This is a genomic window from Candidatus Merdisoma sp. JLR.KK011, assembly GCF_036941125.1.
Taxonomy (GTDB): Bacteria; Bacillota; Clostridia; order Lachnospirales; family Lachnospiraceae; genus Laedolimicola.
This window is the reverse complement of record NZ_JAYWSZ010000003.1, coordinates 1,195,640-1,215,603: the sequence shown is the minus strand read 5'-3', so window position 1 is coordinate 1,215,603 and position 19,964 is coordinate 1,195,640. Positions and strand designations below refer to the sequence as shown.

25 protein-coding genes are annotated in these 19,964 nt (G+C 52.7%); all 25 read right to left on the bottom strand.

What is annotated here, in order from left to right; all coding sequences use genetic code 11:
* Window positions 1–27: 27 nt before the first annotated feature.
* The 25 genes from VV089_RS06860 to VV089_RS06740 all read right to left on the bottom strand — a co-directional run bounded on the left by VV089_RS06860 (window position 28) and on the right by VV089_RS06740 (window position 19,837).
* Entirely contained in the window at window positions 28–591 is a 564-nt protein-coding gene (locus VV089_RS06860) for a YdeI/OmpD-associated family protein (protein ID WP_334335376.1), read from the bottom strand.
* Window positions 592–665: 74 nt separating this feature from the next.
* On the bottom strand, window positions 666–863 hold the full coding sequence (locus tag VV089_RS06855) for a hypothetical protein (RefSeq protein ID WP_172498536.1): 198 nt from the start codon (window positions 861–863) through the stop codon (window positions 666–668).
* 115 nt (window positions 864–978) lie between these two features.
* Window positions 979–1,395: a YjdF family protein gene (locus tag VV089_RS06850; RefSeq protein WP_172498535.1), complete on the bottom strand. Its 417-nt coding sequence runs from the start codon at window positions 1,393–1,395 to the stop codon at window positions 979–981.
* A gap of 198 nt (window positions 1,396–1,593) precedes the next feature.
* Window positions 1,594–2,043 (bottom strand): hypothetical protein, encoded by a 450-nt coding sequence (locus tag VV089_RS06845; protein ID WP_004070832.1) that lies wholly within the window; start codon window positions 2,041–2,043, stop codon window positions 1,594–1,596.
* Between the two features lie 60 nt (window positions 2,044–2,103).
* Window positions 2,104–2,586: a GNAT family N-acetyltransferase gene (locus VV089_RS06840; RefSeq protein WP_162208663.1), complete on the bottom strand. Its 483-nt coding sequence runs from the start codon at window positions 2,584–2,586 to the stop codon at window positions 2,104–2,106.
* A gap of 76 nt (window positions 2,587–2,662) precedes the next feature.
* Window positions 2,663–3,025, bottom strand: coding sequence for a hypothetical protein (locus VV089_RS06835; protein WP_172498534.1), 363 nt, complete (start codon window positions 3,023–3,025; stop codon window positions 2,663–2,665).
* Between the two features lie 2 nt (window positions 3,026–3,027).
* Window positions 3,028–5,967 (bottom strand): phage tail tape measure protein, encoded by a 2,940-nt coding sequence (locus VV089_RS06830; protein ID WP_334335375.1) that lies wholly within the window; start codon window positions 5,965–5,967, stop codon window positions 3,028–3,030.
* A 125-nt stretch (window positions 5,968–6,092) separates the two neighbouring features.
* On the bottom strand, window positions 6,093–6,383 hold the full coding sequence (locus VV089_RS06825; RefSeq protein ID WP_162208665.1) for a hypothetical protein: 291 nt from the start codon (window positions 6,381–6,383) through the stop codon (window positions 6,093–6,095).
* Window positions 6,383–7,456 (bottom strand): hypothetical protein, encoded by a 1,074-nt coding sequence (locus tag VV089_RS06820; RefSeq protein WP_162208666.1) that lies wholly within the window; start codon window positions 7,454–7,456, stop codon window positions 6,383–6,385. The genes VV089_RS06825 and VV089_RS06820 overlap by 1 nt, the downstream gene beginning before the upstream one ends.
* 100 nt (window positions 7,457–7,556) lie before the next feature.
* The gene (locus VV089_RS06815) at window positions 7,557–7,721 is read right to left on the bottom strand and encodes a hypothetical protein (protein ID WP_004070841.1); all 165 of its coding nucleotides are present in this window, start codon (window positions 7,719–7,721) and stop codon (window positions 7,557–7,559) included.
* A complete protein-coding gene (locus tag VV089_RS06810; RefSeq protein WP_334335374.1) occupies window positions 7,718–8,095 on the bottom strand; it encodes a hypothetical protein in 378 nt (125 codons plus the stop codon). The genes VV089_RS06815 and VV089_RS06810 overlap by 4 nt, the downstream gene beginning before the upstream one ends.
* A 16-nt stretch (window positions 8,096–8,111) precedes the next feature.
* The gene (locus tag VV089_RS06805) at window positions 8,112–8,711 is read right to left on the bottom strand and encodes a major tail protein (RefSeq protein ID WP_162208667.1); all 600 of its coding nucleotides are present in this window, start codon (window positions 8,709–8,711) and stop codon (window positions 8,112–8,114) included.
* A gap of 5 nt (window positions 8,712–8,716) precedes the next feature.
* Entirely contained in the window at window positions 8,717–9,034 is a 318-nt protein-coding gene (locus VV089_RS06800) for a hypothetical protein (protein WP_162208668.1), read from the bottom strand.
* Window positions 9,031–9,384, bottom strand: coding sequence for an HK97 gp10 family phage protein (locus VV089_RS06795; protein WP_334336221.1), 354 nt, complete (start codon window positions 9,382–9,384; stop codon window positions 9,031–9,033). Before VV089_RS06795 ends, VV089_RS06800 begins: the two co-directional genes overlap by 4 nt.
* 37 nt (window positions 9,385–9,421) lie before the next feature.
* Entirely contained in the window at window positions 9,422–9,811 is a 390-nt protein-coding gene (locus VV089_RS06790) for a phage head closure protein (protein ID WP_162208670.1), read from the bottom strand.
* Window positions 9,811–10,089, bottom strand: coding sequence for a head-tail connector protein (locus VV089_RS06785; RefSeq protein ID WP_016220758.1), 279 nt, complete (start codon window positions 10,087–10,089; stop codon window positions 9,811–9,813). Before VV089_RS06785 ends, VV089_RS06790 begins: the two co-directional genes overlap by 1 nt.
* Window positions 10,090–10,130: 41 nt before the next feature.
* The gene (locus VV089_RS06780) at window positions 10,131–11,342 is read right to left on the bottom strand and encodes a phage major capsid protein (protein ID WP_334335373.1); all 1,212 of its coding nucleotides are present in this window, start codon (window positions 11,340–11,342) and stop codon (window positions 10,131–10,133) included.
* A gap of 254 nt (window positions 11,343–11,596) precedes the next feature.
* The gene (locus tag VV089_RS06775; RefSeq protein WP_334335372.1) at window positions 11,597–12,307 is read right to left on the bottom strand and encodes a head maturation protease, ClpP-related; all 711 of its coding nucleotides are present in this window, start codon (window positions 12,305–12,307) and stop codon (window positions 11,597–11,599) included.
* Window positions 12,308–12,590: 283 nt separating this feature from the next.
* Window positions 12,591–13,895 (bottom strand): phage portal protein, encoded by a 1,305-nt coding sequence (locus VV089_RS06770; RefSeq protein ID WP_334335371.1) that lies wholly within the window; start codon window positions 13,893–13,895, stop codon window positions 12,591–12,593.
* 68 nt (window positions 13,896–13,963) lie between these two features.
* Window positions 13,964–14,548 carry a flavodoxin family protein gene (locus tag VV089_RS06765; RefSeq protein WP_334335370.1) on the bottom strand — a complete coding sequence of 195 codons (585 nt, stop codon included), beginning with the start codon at window positions 14,546–14,548 and terminating at the stop codon, window positions 13,964–13,966.
* 16 nt (window positions 14,549–14,564) lie between these two features.
* Window positions 14,565–14,876: a hypothetical protein gene (locus VV089_RS06760; protein WP_334335369.1), complete on the bottom strand. Its 312-nt coding sequence runs from the start codon at window positions 14,874–14,876 to the stop codon at window positions 14,565–14,567.
* A 130-nt stretch (window positions 14,877–15,006) separates the two neighbouring features.
* The gene (locus VV089_RS06755; protein WP_334335368.1) at window positions 15,007–16,554 is read right to left on the bottom strand and encodes a terminase large subunit; all 1,548 of its coding nucleotides are present in this window, start codon (window positions 16,552–16,554) and stop codon (window positions 15,007–15,009) included.
* Window positions 16,554–17,033, bottom strand: a complete 480-nt coding sequence (locus VV089_RS06750; RefSeq protein WP_334335367.1) for a phage terminase small subunit P27 family — start codon at window positions 17,031–17,033, stop codon at window positions 16,554–16,556. The genes VV089_RS06755 and VV089_RS06750 overlap by 1 nt, the downstream gene beginning before the upstream one ends.
* A gap of 36 nt (window positions 17,034–17,069) precedes the next feature.
* Window positions 17,070–18,698, bottom strand: a complete 1,629-nt coding sequence (gene dcm, locus VV089_RS06745; protein ID WP_334335366.1) for a DNA (cytosine-5-)-methyltransferase — start codon at window positions 18,696–18,698, stop codon at window positions 17,070–17,072.
* Between the two features lie 2 nt (window positions 18,699–18,700).
* Window positions 18,701–19,837: a hypothetical protein gene (locus VV089_RS06740; RefSeq protein WP_334335365.1), complete on the bottom strand. Its 1,137-nt coding sequence runs from the start codon at window positions 19,835–19,837 to the stop codon at window positions 18,701–18,703.
* Window positions 19,838–19,964: the final 127 nt, after the last annotated feature.

Here is a 19,964-nt window from a genome sequence, read left to right as displayed (position 1 = left end):
CATTCTATCAATAAGCACATGTACCGACTACATAGGTTTTAGATTTTTATTAAGTCTATCCACCATCCACGCAATCCGCTTTTCCCGTCCGGCATCCGTCTTTGCGTCAAGAAACGCCCGTGTATAAGTCTTCTTCACAGATAAAGACATCGCCTGAAAATTTGTGTAAGCTGGCTCACAGCTTTCCAATATCGCAGAAAGCCGCGCAATCTGCTCTTCCGTAATAACCGCCAGCGGATTTACCGCATCCCATTGGCCGTTCTTTTTGGCATCCTCTATTTTCTTTCTGCCATGATCAGTCATACGCCCCTGCTCTTCAAGCCTTTTGGCTAATTCCTTATTTTTGTCCGACCACTTGCTATTCTCCCTGCGCATCGAAAAATACTTTTTATAAGTTTTCTCGTCAATCTTTTCCATCTGGCCGTCAATCCATCCAAAGCAGAGCGCTTCTTCCAGCGCTTCTCCCGCCTTTATTGTTTTCGGTCCGCCAGCCTTGCCAAACAAAACCCAAATACCGGCACTTGAAAGGCAGTTATCACAGAGCCATTTTCTAAACTCATCTCTGCTCCCAAATTCCATTAGATCGCTCATTACGCGCCACCCCCTTTCCCATGTCTCATCCGCCAAAGGCCCGCTATCTCCACAAAAATGAATTGAAAATACCTTTAGATCAATTCCAGAGCCCTTTTATAAAGCGGGTCCATCTCACAGCCGCAGCTCCCGCATTCCCTATCCGCCTGCTTAACCGCTGATATGAATGCTTCCCTGTCAAACTTCCCGTCTAACCATTGCTGTGCCGGAACAGATATCAAATCCCACCCCGATGCAGCAAACTTCTCCATAATAGATTTTAATTCTTCCATAATGTGCTCCTTTCATAATAAAAGTTTTCGGCTCCTTGCCACCATTATACAAGACATCCCACCAAAAGCTCCCGACTGATACCCATTGATACAACCATACCCGAAACACAAAAGCCTACCTGCCCCTGTGCTTCTCCTTCCGCTTCTGCTGTTTCAGCTCAAACATCCGCTGCTTCTCGGCCTCCTTCTGCTCCCTGCCGGCCTGCCTGCGCTCCGTCTTCCTCTCTTCCCTCTGCAACTGCAGCGCCTGCTGGGACTTCGTACCTATCCCCGCCTGCATGGTCTGCCTCCCGGCCTCCCTCTGCCTCCGCTTCGGGTTCACCTTTCCGTCCCTCACAGCCACCGGGGCAGCCGGACTAAACTTCAAGCTGTAATAATTTTTAAGGATAAACTCCCACACCTCATAGTCCCTGGGTTCACTCCCAAAAACCACCCGGCATACCGAAAGTTTCCCGTCCTCAACACGCTCAAACACGCCAACCCAGAACGGCCCCTCAAAAAATACCGTCAAGCCTGCCTTTCCTCTGTCCATAACGAATCCCTCCTTAAAATGTGTTATGAACAAAGAACGGACAACCCAGGAGGGCAGGTTACTTACCCTGATACCATCAGGACGGCCGGGCTACCTACCGGCTCTGGCACATCCAAAAGATGCACGTTGCGTTTTTATCTTTGCTGTTTATATTTCCAGCAGGATAAACTCCCGCTAAAAACCAAAATCTATCCCTTCCTATAACTTCTGTATCTCCTTCAACGCCTTTTGAATATCCTTATAAACAAGCGGCTGCATACTGTCATCATAAAAAGATATATCCGCCCTCTCCAGCGCCGAACAAATATCATTTCTCAACTCCGGCTTATCCTTCGCGATCATGGGCAGCAGCTTTATACACTGTCTTGCCGTGATCGGCTTCACGTCTGTTATATGCTTCAAATATCCGTCAATAATCTCATCAATCTTATTATCCTTATCCCATCTCGCATTATAGGCAATCAGCGTAAGCCCCCTGGTACGGATATAGGAATTGTCACTGTCAAGCATATCACCCAGCCTGTCCATATAAGGATAGACCTTGTCCGTTTCCACGCTTTCTTTCTGCAATTCCTGTAATGCCCTGTATGCCGTCTTATTATTTTTATCAAACAGCAATTCAAATGCTTCTGCTGTATCCATCGACATAATAACACCCTTGCCTTTCACTGCCGCGTTTGGTCTATTCAAAGCCAAACGGACATTTATCTATTTTTCCATAATCAATTCTTTGCACTTCCATTCTTCACCCAGAATACAATATTTTTCTGTTGTATCAAGAACTACATCGCTAAAACCGACTGCTTTATAACAATAATAAGCCGGAAGATTATTCTCAAAAACGCCCAATGATACTTTTTTTGCCCCATATATTTCAAATACAAATTTCAGACCTAACCGGAGCATAGCTTTTCCATAGCCTTTTCCTCTCTTTTGAGGATTAACGATAACAAAGCCAAAGCGCAATTCATCCAGTGATCCATCAGGATTCCTTAGTGTAAAAAAGCCAATAATTCCCGTTTCATCAAACGCAGTAAACGGCATTAGAGATTCAACAAAACAAAATTCATTTTGTGTTATAGGATAATTACCAAGTATACCTGCTGTCCATTGATAAAATGCTTTTTCATCCTGGCACCACGATAATATCGTATCTGCATCCGAAGCTTTATATGGTCTTATTCTAATCATACATTTTTCCTCACCAAATTCTGATCCATGCTTCCCATTATACAGGATATCCCGCTAAAAATCACTCTCTATTTTCTTAAAATTCCCTCAACGTAAAACTCACCTTCCAAAGCCCCTTAAAAGAAGTATCCTTCACCAGCACCGCCTTATACCCCTCAACAAACATCTCCGCCTCCTTCATCTCCAAAGTCTCCGTATCAAAATACCCCACAGAAATTTTCTCCCTCTGCTTAAACCCCGTCAGCACTTTCAGCCACTTGGGGGAAACCGAAAAACTCACCGCAATAGACACCACCCCCAGCCTTACCACATCCCTCTGGGTAGTCCCCGCCTCCGTCTCCCCGCCCGAATCCGCCTCCACATCTGCCAACTGCACCTCATAAGAATCCGGCAGAGGAAGCAGAACACCGTCAAACACCAGATACTGTACAAACGCCATCCCTATCTCCCTCCCGACCTAAGATTCTGCCTAGCCTGCGCATCCACCACCACCTCATCCAGCAGCGTGCCGCCCACATACACCGGAATACAGATCGTCCCAAAATTCTCCCCGCTCTGCATCCCCGCAAACATCTCCCGCAGCCCAGAAACCATCTGCCGCACAGCCTCCAGAGAAGCCCCCTGCGCCTGGACCGCCTGCATATCCGCCATCTTCGGGCTCACCACCATATCCCCGGCCACGCCCTCCACAGCTTTCCGCACCAGCCCCCGGCTCCTCTCAATCCCTCTCGCCAGACCGCCCATAAAATCCGGCATCCAGCTCTCATAATCCGTCAAAGGCCCCTCGTCCGGCACAGAAAAATGCAGGAAAGAACGTATCTTATCCGCCACGTCAGACACCGCGCTCACCACATTCCCTACGGCACTGCGGATACCCTCCGCAATCCCGTTGATAAAATCCATCCCCCACTGCAAAGCCCGCCCCGGCAGAGACGTAATAAACCCAATCGCCGACTGGAACCCGTTCTGCACCACGCTCCCCAGAGAACCCAGCGCCGAACCGATCCCCGACACCATCCCCCGGAAAGCCTCCACCGCCGACTGCCTCAAATTCCCCGCCACGGAAACCACCAGATTTTTCAGCCCATTCCATGCAGCAACCGCCGCCGAAGACACCACAGACCACAGGTTCCCCATGAAATCCCGCAGCCCCGACAACAAAATAGACACATGGTCCACCAGCCCCTGCACCGCAGAACCCACAACTTGCTGTATGCCGGACCAAATCGTGGAAGCCGCCTGCTGAATATTCGTCCAGATATGCAGCGCATCCTCTTTCAGCTTCGTAAAATTCCCCGTCACCAAGTCAATCAGCAGCAGGACCGGCCCCAGCACCACATTCTTAATCAACTCCCAGGCCTCCGAAGCCGCAGCCTGAATCCCAGACCAGATCCCCTGCAACGTAACAGAAAGATTCTCCCACAAAGAGCGGATCATATCCACAATCCCGGCCAGCACCGGATTCTCCATCATGCCCGTCCAGACACTCCCGAAAAAATCCCCCACCGACTGCCAAAGCCCCGACCACCAGGCCGGAATCCCCTCAAAAAACGAAACCAGCGCCTCCCAGGCCGCCGGTATAGTCTCCGTAAAAAACGAACAGATAACCTCCCAAGCAGAAACAAAAAAGTCCCTCACCTGCGCCCAGACCGCATCCACCGCATCCCGGAACCACTCACACTTATTATAAAGCAGCACCACAGCCCCAATCACCGCAGCAATAGCGACAGGAACCCACCCGATAGCCGCCACCACCGCCGACAACGCCGGAACCACCGTCCCCGACACAAACCCGATCACCCCGGAAACAGCCCCCGCAACCTTCGGAACCACCGTCAAGATCGTCCCGACAGCCCCGACAACCTTCCCGACCACAATCAACACCGGCCCCAGAGCCGCCGACACCAGAGCCACCGTCACAATGACCTTCTTCGTCCCCTCGTCCAGACCATTCAGCCAGTCCACAAGCCCTTGAATCCACCCCACAATCTGCCGGATGGACGGCATCAGAATCTCCCCGATAGAGATTGCCAGTTCCTCCAACTGGCTCTTCAAAATCGTAAGCTGCCCCGCCAGATTGTCCTGCATGGTCTCGGCCATCCGCTCCGCCGTACCGTCACAGTTATTGATAGCGCTGTTCAGCTTCTCAATATCCCCAGGAGCCGCGTTCATCACCGCCAGGAACCCGCTCATGGCATTCTTCCCCACCAGAGCCTCCGCATTGGCCGCCCTCTCCGCCTCCGACATCTGCGAAAACGCCGCCCGGCAGTCTCCCAGGATATCCCCCAGGCTTCTCATACTCCCGTCCGCATTGACCGTCTGCACCGTCAGCTCCCCAAAGGCATCCCCTACAAATGTCACTTCCCCGGTAAGGCTCGTCAGCATGGTCCGCATAGCCGTACCCGCCTGGGAAGACTTGATTCCCGCATTGGCCATCAGCCCGATAGCCTCCGCCGTATCCTCCGCCGTGAATCCCAAAGCCCCGGCAACCGGCGCACAATACTTAAACGTCTCCCCCATCATGGCAACATTCGTATTCGCATTAGAACTCGCCGCCGCCAAAATATCCGCAAAATGCCCCGAATCCGCCGCCGACAGCCCCAAAGCCGTCAGAGCGTCCGTCACAATATCCGAAGTAGTCGCCAGGTCCTCCCCGGAAGCCGCCGCCAGGTTCATGATTCCCTCAATCCCCTCCAGCATATCCCCGGTCTTCCACCCGGCCATAGCCATATAATTCATAGCCTCCGCCGCCTCCGAAGCGGAGAACTTCGTCTTACTCCCCATCTCCCTGGCCTTGTCCCACAGGGCATCCAGCTCCTTCCCCGCAGCCCCGGACACCGCCGCCACCTGGCTCATGGCAGAATCAAAATCAGAAGCCACCTTCACCGCAGCCGCAGAAAGCCCGCCCACAGCCGCCGTCACCGGCATCAGCTTCCGCCCGGCCCCCTCAATAGCCGGACCCACATCCCGCAGCTTCTCCCCCGCAGCCCCAATCTTCTGCAAAGCCACCGAAGACCGCTCCGCCTGCCTCTCCAAGTCCCGCAGGGCCTGCTCCGTCTCCACAATCTCCCTCTGCAGGGCATCATACTGGCTCCGGGAAATCTCCCCCTTCGCCAGAGCCTCATTCGCCTGCTGCCCCGCCAGCCTCAACGCCTCCAGCTTCTCCCTGGTCTCCCCCACAGCCTGGGCCAGAAGCCTCTGCTTCTGCGCCATCAGTTCCGCATTGCCGGGGTCCAACTTCAACAGCTTGTTCACGTCCTTCAACTGCGCCTGCGTGTCCCGGATTTCCTTATTCACCTTTGAAAGCGCCGTGGAGAGCTTCGTAGTATCCCCGCCAATCTCCACCGTAATCCCCTGAATCCTGGATGCCACAACCCTCATCCGCCTTTCTCCAACGAAAAAAGGAGCCACCCCGGCTCCCATAAAAATGCAACAAAAAGCGCCTGCCATTCCTGACAAACGCCTTATGTAAAAATCTTCCCTATTCTGTTTTCAATTCTTTATTGCTATTTATCCGAACTTAAAGTCTCTTTTGCAAGTTCCGCTTCTTTTTCTCTTTTTAGTTTTTCTAAAAAACCATAGGCGTTACTTGCATTTTCCTGGATAGTGCTAGGCATACTGGAACTCGCCATGTTATGAATACATTTCTCCACAAAATGCTTTTGCGTCAACTCGCCTCCCAAATAGTTCTCCAGCTCCTGCATATTATTCTCATTCAGAAGTTTATTAATATGTCCTTGTTCCTGTACAATATCATTTATTTCTTTCAATAATTTGGCTCTTTTATCCTGGCTCATTAGTTATCCTCTCTTTCATCATTTTCCCCATTATCTTCTTCCCATTGTTTTTGTAACCGCTGATAATATCCCGGTTTAGTACAAAGCATATATCTATTTTTCTCTGGAAATTCACCCATATTAGCATTTCCATTCGCATACACCAATACCTGCACCATTTCCACAGCCAAATCAAAGCTGAACTGTTGATAATAACAGTTTTCGTCTTCACTAAGCAGACTATCTTGGAGTTCCCATATAAAAGAACATTGTACTGCCCTATTTCCACCTTTCCCATCAAAATATAATTGAAAATGAAAATTCTTTTCTTTTATCAGCCTCACTTCATTCAAAAGTCTTTGATACAGTTTTTCATATATACGATTACGAATAGATTTATTAGCAAAAAGAAAATCCATTTCCCCATATGCCGCTGTTAATGCATTCGTGCGCACTTCCTGAAATCTCAAAAATGATCTCATAGCATCTTCTAACTGTCTGCTATATTTTTCTATTTTCTTTTTACATTCTTCATCCAAATATTCCTTAATTTGAAAAGGTTCCTTATAAACTTCTTTTGTTCTTTCATCCGTATTTTGCCATACATAATCTCTAAACGCATTTTGCGCATCATAATCTAACTTCATATAATTACGACTGTATACTTCATCTGCTTTTTGTTGATTCTCAAACTTTGCAGTACCTTCTGCTAAATGTTTATTGAATCTCATATCACTTTCATTATTATCCAATTCACCTAAAACACTTTGCACAAGTTCTTTCGGCTCATCTGGAAGAAAGTATTTTATTTTCAAAAACTCCCGTTCTAAATCCTCTGCCGTTAAATACATATTTTCCAAGGCTTCTACCCGTTCATTCCTATATTCAACAGCAGAAATCAAAAATGTAACCAAAGCACTTGTAAACAAACCACTTGTTATAACTATCCCCAACTGTTTGAGATTAGATAAGAACTCTGTTCCGCCCGAAATACCTATCAACTCATAACAGCGAAACTGTAAAATAATAAATCCTACAATTCCTATTATAGCAATAACACCTGAAATATATAGTGTGCCTTTTTTATTTTTCAATTAAATTCCCCTTTTCACAATATAACAATTCCTTCTTTATTTATCAGCCTTTTTCCACCACCAAATTATAGCAGAAAAAGGCCGCCATATCAATCAGATTTCAAAACCGGTCCATATCCTCCTGCGTCCCAATCTCCGCATACCTGCACTCGTCATTCCGGCTCTCCACAAACATATCATTCACCAGCCCAATAGACAAAAGCTCCATATCCGCCATAGAAATCCCAAGCTGCACACACCGGAGCAGGAACAGCGGCGTAGTCATCTCCCGCTCTGTTGGCCGAAGTTTTTTTTAGCCTCCGCCTCCGTCTTCACATTCAGCCCCCACAGCTTGATCAGCTCCGGCAGCACCTGATAAATCGAAAACGTATTAAACCCGTCCAGCCATTCCTCCACATCGTCCGGGATAGCCGGGTCTGCGTGCTTCGCCATCGTATAAGCGATATTCTCAAACATCTCCAAAGAAAACAAATCCAAGTTGGAACGCTCCTCATCCCCCTCCCCAATGCTCTTCTCCAGAATCCGCAGATCCTTATAAATATCCCTCTGGAACTTCAACCGGTAAATCCTCGGGATCGCCGCCGATGCCTTAAACAGCACCTCCTTCCCGTCAATCCCGACCTTCCTCACAATACTCATACCCTTTCAGCCTCCTTCAACCCTGTCCCTCTTCCTCGACACCGCCGCCGGCCTCCGCCCTCGGAACCGGCAGATATACACTCTTATACCAACCCTCATACGTCTCCGCCGAAGTCTTATTCCCCGTCTTCGCCTTCACATACCCGCTTGCCAGCGGCCTGGCCTTCACCGTCAGCGTCTCCGTCTGCACCTCCCGGCTTTCCTCATTGGTCTTCCCCTCAATCTTCGGCCTGCTGGCAGAACAATTATACAGCACATGCCGGATCTTCCTGATATCCCCGTCAAACTCAAACAAAAGCGCGAAAGCCCCCGTCTCCGAATTGGCGTTCTCCACCAGCACCTCATTCCCGTCCGCTTCCTCCTTCAACACATCCGTCCGGAAACTCTCCGGGATCAACGCCAGCTCCAGATCCCCGTCATACCCCATATTGTTGGCAATAATATAATACTCAATCCCGTCCGCATAAAACGACTCCGGCTCCCCATTGGGGTCCAGCGCCAGCGAAACCGCCCCTGGCATCGCCACCGGCACGTCAAACGTCATCTCCCCGTCCTCCGCCACCCTCTGCAGCGCATAATGACAATTACAGATATTAAACTTCACCTTGTTATTCATCCGCCCTAAACCTCCATCTCATACAAAACCTCATACAGCCGCTCCGACTCGATCCAGACCTCACTCTTCCCATAGAAAATCCCATGCCTCAACAGCACCGCCTCTATGCCCTCCTCCAGCTCCGGGTCCTTCAAGTCCGTATACACCTCAATATCCAGCGCATTCCTCTTAAAATACGCCACCCCGTCCGCAGAAAAATTATCCGCCCTGGGATAAAGGAACACCGCAAACGGCGGCTCCGGCGCCTCCCCTTCCACAAAATGGTCATAGGCAAAAGGAAGCCCCAGTTCCTCCATCATTTTCAGCACATCCTCATGGTTCATCTGGACAGCCCCCTTTTTATCCCCTCTTCCAGCTCCCGGACACCCTTTTCCTCCGCCGGGGCAATATGCGGAATGGCCCTCACCCTCCCGCCGCCCCGCTTCGCATGACCCTTCTCCAGAAGATGGGTAAGCTGATACCGGTCCCTGCTATGCACCACCACCTCCAAAACATTGGAAGTCTCCCTCTGCCGCCTCACCGCCCAGCTCTTCTTATACCTCCCGGTCTTCACCGGCGCGCCCGTCTTTGCCTCCCGCTTCACCGTATCCCCGGCCTTCCTCACACAGTCCTTCATAACGTCCGCGGCAAGCTCCGCATACTCCGTAAGCCCCTCCATAATGACATCCGCCATCCGGTCCACAGACACCCTCTGATTCTCCGACACCCAATCACCTCTTCACCAAAGAAGCCCGCAGCTTCAACATCCTGTTCTGATACCGCACATTGTCAATAAACGTGATATTATACACCTGCCCCCGAAACAAAACCCGGTAATGCTCCGTGTCCATACCGGCCACCTCCGAACAATACCGGATAATAAAATAGACATCCCTCTGCGCGTTCACCTGCGCCGCCTCCCAATACTCCTTCCCGGAAAGACCGTTCACAAAAGCCGAACAGCAAAAATAATCCTCCCAGACCAGCACATGGTTCCCGGCCTTATCATTCCCCAGGGAACTTCTCTGGATCATGATCCGCTCCTTCCACTCCCCCAGAGGATACCCCTTCCGGAACCCTCCGCCGTCCCTGCTGCCGCTGCCCCCGCTCCACTCCGCCATCAGAACACTTCCCTCCTGATACCGAACAACAGAGAGCGCAGCGTCTGTACCAGTTCCTCATGGTCCGCCTGCTCCCTGTGCTCATACAGATAAGCAGTGACATACAGAACGGCAATCCGCGCCATAGGAAGATGCCCTTCTAACTCTTCCGCTTCCATCCGCGCCATATCCGCGCACATGCTCTCCCCAGTCTCCAACAGCCCGGAAATAAACCCATCCTCGTCCCCGCTGTCCACCCGGAGATACTGCTTCGCCTCTTCCAGCGTCACAACCGCCATCCTGCATCCCTCCTGCCTTTAAAACCAAAACACCCCGAACCTTACGCCCCGGCGCTGCTCCCCTTGATCGCCATAGTCTTCACCGCCTCCGACAGAATCAGCTTCCCATCCACCCTCTGGCTCGCCAGGAAACCCACCTGCCCGTTAGCCGCAAACAGCTCATTCAGCCTCTTAAAAGACCTCCCCTGCCGGTCCGCGATCCAGTAATAAGAAAAATCCCCGAAAGCCATCACCTTCGCCCCGGCCGCCACCTCCGGCACATAAGCCGAAGTATAATAAGGCCGGTTCAGGATCATATCCGGCTGCCCCGCCTGCACCGACGGCTGCCAGATATAATTCCCGTTATTGTCCTTCAGCTTCCGCAGGGCCTTCACCGTCGTATCATTCAGCACCCAGACCGCCTTCCTCCGATACGGCGACTTCAAAGCATAAAACAGATCCATCACATCATCAAAAGAAATACCCGCCGCGGCCGTAGTCACCCCGTCAGAAGCCCCGCCCACGGCATTAAAAATCCCCGTAGGCTTCCCCTTCCCGTCCCCGGTAAAGAACGCCTCTTCCTCCTTCGTCCCGATCCTGCGCCCGAACTCCTTAGAGATATACGCCTCCAGGTCAAACACACTGTCATTCAGAAGCTCATCCGACACCTTCAACATCGTAGCCACCTTATAAGCCCCAATGGAAACCTGCCCGAAAGAATCATCCGACTCCGGGTAAGCCCCCTCCTCGTCAATCCAGGAAGCCGTCCCCTTCGTGGCCACCACCGGGATCTTCCGGTCCCCGCTGGAAGTCTGGATCACCGTGGCGATCCCCCGGAAAAAATTCTCCTCCTCCAGAGCCTCCACCAGCGTATGCTCAAACTCGTCCGGCACCAGATACCCGCCCTCCGAATCCGTCCCCACCTGCAGGGCATTCTCCACATCATAAAAACTCTTCCGCCGCATGGCATTCCAGAAAGTCCTCCGGTACTTGTCCGAAGCCCTCCCCTTCTTCCCGTCCCCCTCCGGGTCATTGTTCGGCTTATTCACAATCGGCTCCGAAGTAGGCTTATTCAGCTCCGCGTCAATCGCCGCCTGCCGTTCCAGCCTCTCAATCTCCTTCCCCAGATCCACAACCTCCTGCTCCATCCTCTCATAAGCAGCCGTATCCTCCGCCGACAAAAGGCCGTCCTCGCCCCTCTTACTGTCCAGAAAAACCTTCGCCGCCTCCCATGCCTTCGCACGCTTCTCCCTCAACTCCAAAATCTTCTTCATCTCCATACCTCCATCAATCAATTTTTTATAAAATTTCCAGAACCAACACTTCCAGTCTGTACACAGCCCCGGCCCCTCACAACCGTTTCCAAATCTCCCGGCTCCCAGGATTCCCGAACCGCCGCAGCCCATAACCTCACCAAAAACCACACTGTCTTAAAAGCGTCAACGTCTCAATATCTTAACGGCCCCAGCGTCTGAATGCCTTAACACCTCAACACCTCAAAGCCTTAACATCTCAATGCCATAACGCCTCAATGCCGCAAAAGCCCCAGCCGCTTTTCCAACTGCTCCACCGGAACCTTCTTCTCCGTTTCCTTATGCTCCGGTATCAGCTTAGACAGCAGCGAATTAGTCACCGCCATGCGCGAAAACATCACGCCCTCCGGCTCCCCACTCCTGGCCTTATCCTCCGTACCGCTCCCATGCAGAACCCCGTCCGCAAACCCAAGCTCCACCGCCTTCCTTGCGTTAAACCAGCTCTCTGCATCCATCAGGTGGGAAATCCTGGCCCGGCTCATGCCCGTCTTAATCTCATAGGCATTCATGATACTCTCCTTCACCTCGTCCAGCATCTCCCCCGCCCTCTGCATCTCCTTACTGTCCCCAATGGCAATCGTCATGGGATTGTGGATCATCATCATGCCCACCGGAGACATCAGGACCTCCGTCCCCGCCATGGCGATCACAGACGCCGCCGAAGCCGCCAGAGCGTCCACCTTCACCCACACGTCTCCCTTATACTCCATCAGCATGTTATAAATCCGCGCCGCCGCAAACACATCCCCTCCCGGAGAATTGATCCAGACCGTAATATCCCCCGTCCCTGCGTCCAGCTCCTTCTGGAACAGCGCCGGCGTAACCTCATCCCCATACCAGGTCTCATCCGAAATCTCCCCATTCAAAACCAGCGTCCTCTCCCCGTCCGCCTCATTCCGTACCCAGTTCCAAAACTTCCGCTTCATCCCTGCACCTCACTTTCCGATTTTTCCAAAACTTCCCACCGGTTCCCATATAAACCGGCACACAAAAAAGCCAGCAGATACACCCGCCTGCCAGCTCCCAAAACTCCCTGTATGCCCTTCTCCCTCTACTTCTCTACTCTATCTCTTCCGCTTCACACAAATCCTAACACAGCAAATCCCGAAACCTGCCGTCCATATCCGCCAAACAACATTTACCACGGTTCATCTCTACAGCGCCACGCCCATGAAAGCCGGAACACTCCACTTTCTAAATATCCGTACCTCACAGCCCCAGCCCGGAATCCCCCTGCCGAAACTGCCTCCCGTCCGGCGGCTCCTGCCCCGTCTGCCCTTTTCCCGCAAACAGCCCCGCATCCTTCAACTTACACAGATTCCCATTCACCAGATACAAGTCCCCGCCTTCCTCCGCCGGGATCGGGTTCATATCCTCCATCTCCCTGATATCATTCGTAGACAGCCACCCATTCTGCCGCCCCACAGAATACCCGGTCATCCGGCTCTGATAATCCCCCCACAGAAGCCCGTCCACATTCAGCTTCACAAAATACTCCCGCTTCTCCCGGGGCAGCAAAAGCGCCCTCTGCAGCGACTGCTCCCACCGCACCACCCAGGGGTCCAGCGTATACTTCACAAACTCCAAAGACTGCTGCTCAATATTACTAAAACTGCTCTTATCCAGATCCCCAACCATATGCGGCGGAATCCGGTACAGCCTGGCGATCTCATCCACCTGGAACTTCCTGGTCTCCAGAAACTGCGCCTCCTCCGGCGGAATCCCAATCTGCTGGTACTTCATGCCCTCCTCCAGAACAGCAACCTTCCCCGCATTCTTAGAACCCCCGTAAACAGCGTGCCAGCTCTCCCGCACCTTCGCCGGGTCCTTCAACACCCCCGGATGCTCCAGAACGCCTCCCGGCGTGGCCCCGTTCTCAAAGAACCCCGCCCCGTATTCCTCACAGGCCAGCGTCATCCCCACCGCATTCTTAGCCATGGCAATAGGCGAATACCCCACCAGCCCGTCAAACCCAAGCCCGGGGATATGCAACACATCCTCCCGCCGAAGACACACCCTGCCGTACTCCCCAAAATTCGGATTCTCGTCACTGTACCGGTCATAAACATAAAAAATCTCCCCCTTACCGTCCCGGTCAACCTCCACCCGGTCCGGCAGCAGCGGATACAGCCCCAGCACCCGGCCCCCGCCGTCCCGTATAATCTGCGCATAAGCATTCCCCCATATCAGCAAGTGACTCATCAAAGTCTCCCGGAACACAAAAGAAGTCATCTCCGGGTTCGGCTCGTCATGCAGGAGATAATACAAAGGATGGTCATACACCCGCTCCTTCCCCTTCCCCGCATACCGGTACAAATGCACCGGCAGAGACGCCACAGCCTCCGCCAGAATCCGCACACAAGAATAGACCGCCGTAGCCTGCATGGCCGTCCGCTCATTCACAACCTTCCCGCTGCTGCTTCTTCCAAAGAAAAAAGAATAAGCCGGCCCCCTGTACCTGTCCTCCGGCTTATCCCTCGCTCCCCTGATACCCAAAATCGACGCTAACCCCATACACACCTCCTGCTAAAAATGAACAAAAGAAAAGCACCTCCGAAGAGATGCCATTTCATGTAAGTATTTCAGTCCCTATAAAGATTTTTCCCAAACTCATACGCTTCCCGCAGATGCCCAGTCTTATCAATCTGCGGCTTCCCGTTCGTATCTCCACAGCCACCGGCCAATACCATCCCCCTGTCATGGAAACCTATATAATTGACAACCGCAAACTGATAATAAGACACCGCCTGCTCAAAAGTCCAGAAAAATTCATCCGCCGATGTCATAAGCAGCGCACTGTCCTTCACCGGATACCTCTCATACCGTCCATAAGGCGGGTCAGCATCTTCCTCCGCAATACAATAAAACCTCTCAATAAAAGCCTTCAACTTTGAAGATATCGTCCAAAAATACAGAGGCGACGCAAACACAACCAAATCCGCCCCCTTAATCTTCGGAACCAGCTCATTGAACCCGTCCTTCTGAACACACTGCTTCCCATACCTGCAGGCATTACACCCCAGACAGCCCTTTACCTCCGTTTTCAACAGCGACACCTTTTCCACCAAATGCCCTGCTTCCTCTGCGCCCTTCACAAACGCATCCACAAGCTGCGCCGTATTCCCCTTGGGACGGCCTCCGCCCATCACAACCACAATATTCTTCATAAATAAACCCTCCAAATTATAGTTTTTTAAAGGTATTTGTCTTTAAGCTATCCTTTTTTTGCACTTGAATCCCCAAAGTTTTTTGATGTTCAAATAGCTTCACACCAAGATTAGCTGGTGGAGTATCAATAAGATCTCTCAATGCAAATACTGTATCCTTCTCCATCCTAGAAATTTTATCTACAACAGTCTTCCATAGATTTCCATAAGTCCTATCTTCTAAAACAACATCTTTACAATAACTTGGTACATCTGGATATCCTGCTTTTTTAGATAATTCTTCCAGCTTGTTCCATTGCATATCATCTACACTAAATTGAACTCTCATAAACCAATCTCCTTCTACATGTATTAATATTTAAGGCATCTGTTCAAATCCCTTTTATAGAATATCATGTTTAAGGCGTTTGTTCAAGTCCCTTTTTATATTTAATTTAGCGATTCTTAAAAGCCGAATCTTAAAGGGACAAAATCCCCCTCTCATCATACACGCTCCCCGTACTCCCGCCATTCCTTACCGCCCGGTCCAGCGCCATAACCGCCGCCACAGCGCCGTCAATCTTCTCCGTAGACTTCTCCTTGTCCGGCTTGATATTCCCCGCCGGGTCCGTCCGCACAAAAATATTATCCATCATCCACCGCAAAACCGGATGCCCGCCATGGGCAACATTCCTCTCCAGAACCAGCTCCATCAGCCTCTTCGTAGGCGGCGACATATCCTTGAACCCCTGCCCGAACGGAACCACCGTAAACCCAAGCCCCTCCAGGTTCTGGACCATCTGCACCGCTCCCCACCGGTCAAAAGCAATCTCCTTAATATGAAACCGCTTCCCCAGCTCCTCAATAAACCGCTCAATAAACCCATAATGGATCACATCCCCCTCCGTAGTCTCCAGAAACCCCTGCCTCTCCCACACATCATAAGGCACATGGTCACGCCGCACCCTCCGCACCATGTTCTCCTCCGGTATCCAGAAAAACGGCAGGAACACATACCGCTCCGAATCATCCCTGGGCGGAAACACCAGCACAAAAGCCGTGATATCAATAGAACTTGACAGATCCAGCCCGCCATAACACTCACGCCCCAGAAGCTCCCCCTCATCCACCGGAAAAGCACAGGCATCCCACTTCTCCATCTGCATCCACCGTGTAGACTGCTTCACCCACTGGTTCAGCCGAAGCTGCCGGAAAATATTCTCCTCCGCCGGATTGTCCCTGGCGCTCAAACACGCATTCCGCACCTTCCCAATATCAATCGTATACCCCAAAGACGGGTTCGCCCGATACCACACTTCCTCCGAAGTCCAGTCCGCATCATCCGCCGCCCCATAAATCACCGGATAAAACGTCGGGTCCACCTTCCGCCCGCACAAAATATCCTCCGCCTTCTGATGCTGCTCAAAACAGACCGAATGCCGGTCCGTCCCCGCCGTAGTGATCAGAAAAAACAAAGGCTGTGTCCTGGCATCCCCGGAACCCTTCGTCATAACGTCAAACAGCTCCCGGTTCGGCTGGCTGTGCAGCTCGTCAAAGATCACCGCATGTACATTCAGCCCGTGCTTCGTATACGCTTCCGCAGACAGCACCTGGTAAAAACTGTTCGTCGGCTTATACACCAGCCGCTTCACCGACATCACCGGCTTGATCCGCTTCTTTAACGCCGGGCACTGCTCCACCATGTCCACCGCCACGTCAAACACAATGGAAGCCTGCTGCCGGTCAGAAGCACAGCCGTAAACCTCCGCGCCCCACTCATTGTCCCCGCAGGTCATGTAAAGTGCCACCCCCGCCGCCAGCTCCGACTTCCCGTTCTTCTTCGGGATCTCCACATAGGCCGTATTATACTGCCTAAAGCCGTCCTCCTTCACCGTCCCGAACACGTCCCTGATGATCGTCTCCTGCCACGGCAGCAGGTCAAACGCCTGTCCCCGCCATCTCCCCTTCGTATGTTTCAGGCAGCGGATAAACTCCACCGCCCTCTGCGCCTTCGCCTCGTCAAACACTATCCGCCGCCTCCCTTGAACAACAGGAGCTCCATGGCATCGCTCTCCTTATCCTCCCCGGCATCCGCCACAATCCGGCTCCTGGAAGAAGGCGTAAGCCCGAACTGCTCACAGAACCGGTTCATGATCTTCAGATAAGTCTGCGCAATAGACACCTGCGGGACCTGCTGGCAGTACCCGGAAGGCGTCTCCATGATCGCCCCATGCTCTGAAATATATTCCTCCGCTTCCTTCCACCTGGCATACGCCTGGCAGTATCCCGCAAAAGCCGCCATGTCAATCTCCGTCAGAATCCCAAGCCGCTCCATCTGCTTCGCCATCCGTTTCCATTCCTTCTTTGCCTCCGCTTCCAGCCATGCCGGACACCTGGGGGCCTTCTTCTCCGGCTTCGGCTCCCCCGCATTCAGCCCCCGCTTCCCAGGATTCCCCTCCAGCACCTTCACCGCCGTAGGCTTCGGCTTCCGCCCTCTCTGCGCCACCGCACTCACCTCCCTCCGTACCGGCTCACGCACCATCTAATCCAAAAAATCAAAATCCCCGCCAGGCTCCGCCACGGAATCCCCCGGAACTTCCCCTGCCGCATCTTCCATTTCCATATCTCCAAAATCATCCCACTCTGTACCTGATACAGAATCATCAAAATTTCTACTTTCCATTTTCTCCACGGAATCACCAAACTCTTCCCACACCGCCTCCATCTGCGCCAGAAGCTCCCGGCTCTCCGGCAGGGCCATGGCAACCGCATAAGCCACCGTCGCCGTGACCGCATTCCCGGCCTGCTTATAAAGCTGTGTCTCCGAATTGACAGCCGCCGCCCGCTCATACAGCCCATCCGGGAACCCCTGCAGGCGGAAACACTCCCGGGGCGTCAGCCTCCGTATCCTCCCGCACCTCGTCACCGTCCCCATCATGCACCCCGTATCCAGCGTCTGCGAACAGCCCTTTCCAACCCGGCCCCGCCTGGATTCACTTTTCGGATATGACAGCACAATCCCGTCTCCCGGATACGCCATATCATATCCCTGCTTCGTAGCATTGCGTACAGGCAGCGCCATCTCTGGCTCCGCACCCCCGCCCGCCTCTTCCGGCAGATAAATCCCGTGCTGGTCCTGCGCCGTCAGCGTGAACATCGGCTCCCCGGCCTCCTTCATCCGCCTGCCGTTCTGCCTCTTCTCCACCCGGTCCGGCGTCAGCACCGCCCTGGCTCCCGCCATGCCGCCGTCCCCGCTCACGGCTTCCCAACCTGCGGTTTCCAACACCCCCGAATTGCCATAATTCGTAAGCCCGGCATTATACTGTGCCACCAAACACCGGGCAACCTCCGTAACCTTCGGACGGTTCAGCGTCTGGTCCACAAACACCTTGCTCCCCTGGCCCTTGTTCACAGTGACAGCCGGCGCAAGCCCCCTGGCATCATAGACACAGCCGTTCATCCCCTTCCCGCTAGGGTTCACATTCCCCACGCAGTAAAGCCCGGTCTTCGCGCCCATACCCCCGCCGCTGGCCCCGATACTCACCGAAATCCCCGACGGGTCATACACCCGGTATCCCTGCATCCCGCCTATAACCTCTTTAAGAGCTCCGCCGTCTTCTCCGGTGACAGGTAATACTTCCCGTCCACCTCTGCTTCTAAGAACTGCGATAAGGAATACCCTCTCCCGGTTCTGGGGGACTCCGAAATCCTTGGAGTTAAGCACCTGCCACCGCACATCATACCCTGCTTCGTCCATTTCAGACAGAACCTCGGCAAAATCGAATCCTCCATTGACTGATAACAGGTTCTTAACGTTCTCAACAAGTAAGTATGTGGGCTTATCACCTTCCTCTTTGCCTTTGATGAGGTCAATAATGCTGTAATAGATCCCACTTCGCTTTCCTCTAAGCCCCCTCTGCTTTCCCGCAATAGAGATATCCTGGCATGGGAATCCAAAGCACCAGATATCTGCATATGGGACATCCCCCGATCTAAGTTCTGTAACGTCATACGCCTTCCACTCCCCCTCCGTATCATACATGGCCTCATAAGAAGCCCTCGCAAACTTATCATACTCACAATACCCAATACACTTATGCCCGGCCCATTCCAGCCCCAGCCGGAATCCGCCAATCCCCGAACAGATATCCAGAAACGTAAGCCGCCCCATAATCAGACCACCTCCCCGCTTTTTCCGCCGGCGCACATCCCATCAGCACCCATTTCCCCAAATTTCAGGTCATAAAAATAAGCGGCCTCCGGAAACCGCCGCTCAAAATCCTCCAGATATTTAAAACAGGCGCTCTGCCTGCCATTCATCTCCCCAAACTCCCGCAGGCTCTTTTTATAAAAAAGCCCCGGCTGGTTCGCCCACCTCGCAATGGTCACATACATCCCCCGGAACGGACTCTCCCTGTACCGCTCATACCGCATCACATAAGGCAGACACCCGTATTTCATCAAAATCTCCACCCGTTTCAGCAGTCCGAAAACATCATCCGCCCAGAAATCCCCATCCCACACGTCCGCCCGGTCAAACCCACAGAAACAGTAAAACCGCAGGCGCACGTCCGTATGCTTCCTTACCAGAATGAGCTTCCTTTCAATCAGCCCAGCGTCCCCCACGTCATCAAAGGCAAACGTATAATTCCCGTCATAACGGCTGGAAAACAGCTCCCGGCACTTCCCGTCATCCAGAAGCCGCTCGTCCAGCCCCTGCCGGAACTGAAAAGGCTTCCCCGTCCGCTTTAATGCGTCCAGCATCTCCTTCCAACGGGGATGCCCCAGAAAATTGTCATCCAGCAGGCACACCTTCCTCCGCTCCGGGTCCAGGAACTCCTCCAAGGGGCTGTGTATACACACCCGGTCATAATTCCTGTTCACACAGAACGCACACTTCCGGAAACGCCCCCTTGTGAGGAACCCGATAGAATAATCCAGATAAAACTGAAAATCACTCCGCTTCGCCCCGGCATCCAGCCTCCCCTGCACCCACCCGTCGTACAGATGATAGTCCGGCATACAATGTTCCACTTCCTCCGGCAGAGACGGCGCCCTGTCATAAAAGAACCCCGTCCCTCCATAAGACACATTCCCCATCCCAAGGACACCCTCCGGCACTTCCGTATCCGTGAACACCTTCGACACATACACCCGGTCAAACCCGTCCAGCCCCTCATAATCCGTTTTCAGCGCCACATCATCCCCGCGCCCCTTGTGGTATCCCGACAGCTTCATGCAGGCAAGGTTCGGGAACCTGTGCTTCCTCCTTCCAATCAAATCCGCATCAATCACCGCAACCCGTTCCATCCTGCACCTCCCCTTCCGCAGACCCCCGCCGCCATGCCCCACGGAAAAATCCGCACCGGCAGCACATTAAACCAAATCCAAATACCCCATAGCAGGCTACAAGGTATTTTTCCCTCGCAGCAGTCTC

Coding starts and splice junctions, on each gene's coding strand:
- VV089_RS06860 (WP_334335376.1), bottom strand. CDS start 591: ATGAGCGATCTAATGGAATTTGGGAGCAGAGATGAGTTTAGAAAATGG.
- VV089_RS06855 (WP_172498536.1), bottom strand. CDS start 863: ATGGAAGAATTAAAATCTATTATGGAGAAGTTTGCTGCATCGGGGTGG.
- VV089_RS06850 (WP_172498535.1), bottom strand. CDS start 1,395: ATGGACAGAGGAAAGGCAGGCTTGACGGTATTTTTTGAGGGGCCGTTC.
- VV089_RS06845 (WP_004070832.1), bottom strand. CDS start 2,043: ATGTCGATGGATACAGCAGAAGCATTTGAATTGCTGTTTGATAAAAAT.
- VV089_RS06840 (WP_162208663.1), bottom strand. CDS start 2,586: ATGATTAGAATAAGACCATATAAAGCTTCGGATGCAGATACGATATTA.
- VV089_RS06835 (WP_172498534.1), bottom strand. CDS start 3,025: ATGGCGTTTGTACAGTATCTGGTGTTTGACGGTGTTCTGCTTCCTCTG.
- VV089_RS06830 (WP_334335375.1), bottom strand. CDS start 5,967: ATGAGGGTTGTGGCATCCAGGATTCAGGGGATTACGGTGGAGATTGGC.
- VV089_RS06825 (WP_162208665.1), bottom strand. CDS start 6,383: ATGAGCCAGGATAAAAGAGCCAAATTATTGAAAGAAATAAATGATATT.
- VV089_RS06815 (WP_004070841.1), bottom strand. CDS start 7,721: ATGACTACGCCGCTGTTCCTGCTCCGGTGTGTGCAGCTTGGGATTTCT.
- VV089_RS06810 (WP_334335374.1), bottom strand. CDS start 8,095: ATGAGTATTGTGAGGAAGGTCGGGATTGACGGGAAGGAGGTGCTGTTT.
- VV089_RS06805 (WP_162208667.1), bottom strand. CDS start 8,711: ATGAATAACAAGGTGAAGTTTAATATCTGTAATTGTCATTATGCGCTG.
- VV089_RS06800 (WP_162208668.1), bottom strand. CDS start 9,034: ATGAACCATGAGGATGTGCTGAAAATGATGGAGGAACTGGGGCTTCCT.
- VV089_RS06795 (WP_334336221.1), bottom strand. CDS start 9,384: ATGGCGGATGTCATTATGGAGGGGCTTACGGAGTATGCGGAGCTTGCC.
- VV089_RS06790 (WP_162208670.1), bottom strand. CDS start 9,811: ATGGCGGAGTGGAGCGGGGGCAGCGGCAGCAGGGACGGCGGAGGGTTC.
- VV089_RS06785 (WP_016220758.1), bottom strand. CDS start 10,089: ATGGCGGTTGTGACGCTGGAAGAGGCGAAGCAGTATCTCCGGGTGGAC.
- VV089_RS06780 (WP_334335373.1), bottom strand. CDS start 11,342: ATGAAGAAGATTTTGGAGTTGAGGGAGAAGCGTGCGAAGGCATGGGAG.
- VV089_RS06775 (WP_334335372.1), bottom strand. CDS start 12,307: ATGAAGCGGAAGTTTTGGAACTGGGTACGGAATGAGGCGGACGGGGAG.
- VV089_RS06770 (WP_334335371.1), bottom strand. CDS start 13,895: ATGGGGTTAGCGTCGATTTTGGGTATCAGGGGAGCGAGGGATAAGCCG.
- VV089_RS06765 (WP_334335370.1), bottom strand. CDS start 14,548: ATGAAGAATATTGTGGTTGTGATGGGCGGAGGCCGTCCCAAGGGGAAT.
- VV089_RS06760 (WP_334335369.1), bottom strand. CDS start 14,876: ATGAGAGTTCAATTTAGTGTAGATGATATGCAATGGAACAAGCTGGAA.
- dcm (WP_334335366.1), bottom strand. CDS start 18,698: ATGGGGCGGCTTACGTTTCTGGATATCTGTTCGGGGATTGGCGGATTC.
- VV089_RS06740 (WP_334335365.1), bottom strand. CDS start 19,837: ATGGAACGGGTTGCGGTGATTGATGCGGATTTGATTGGAAGGAGGAAG.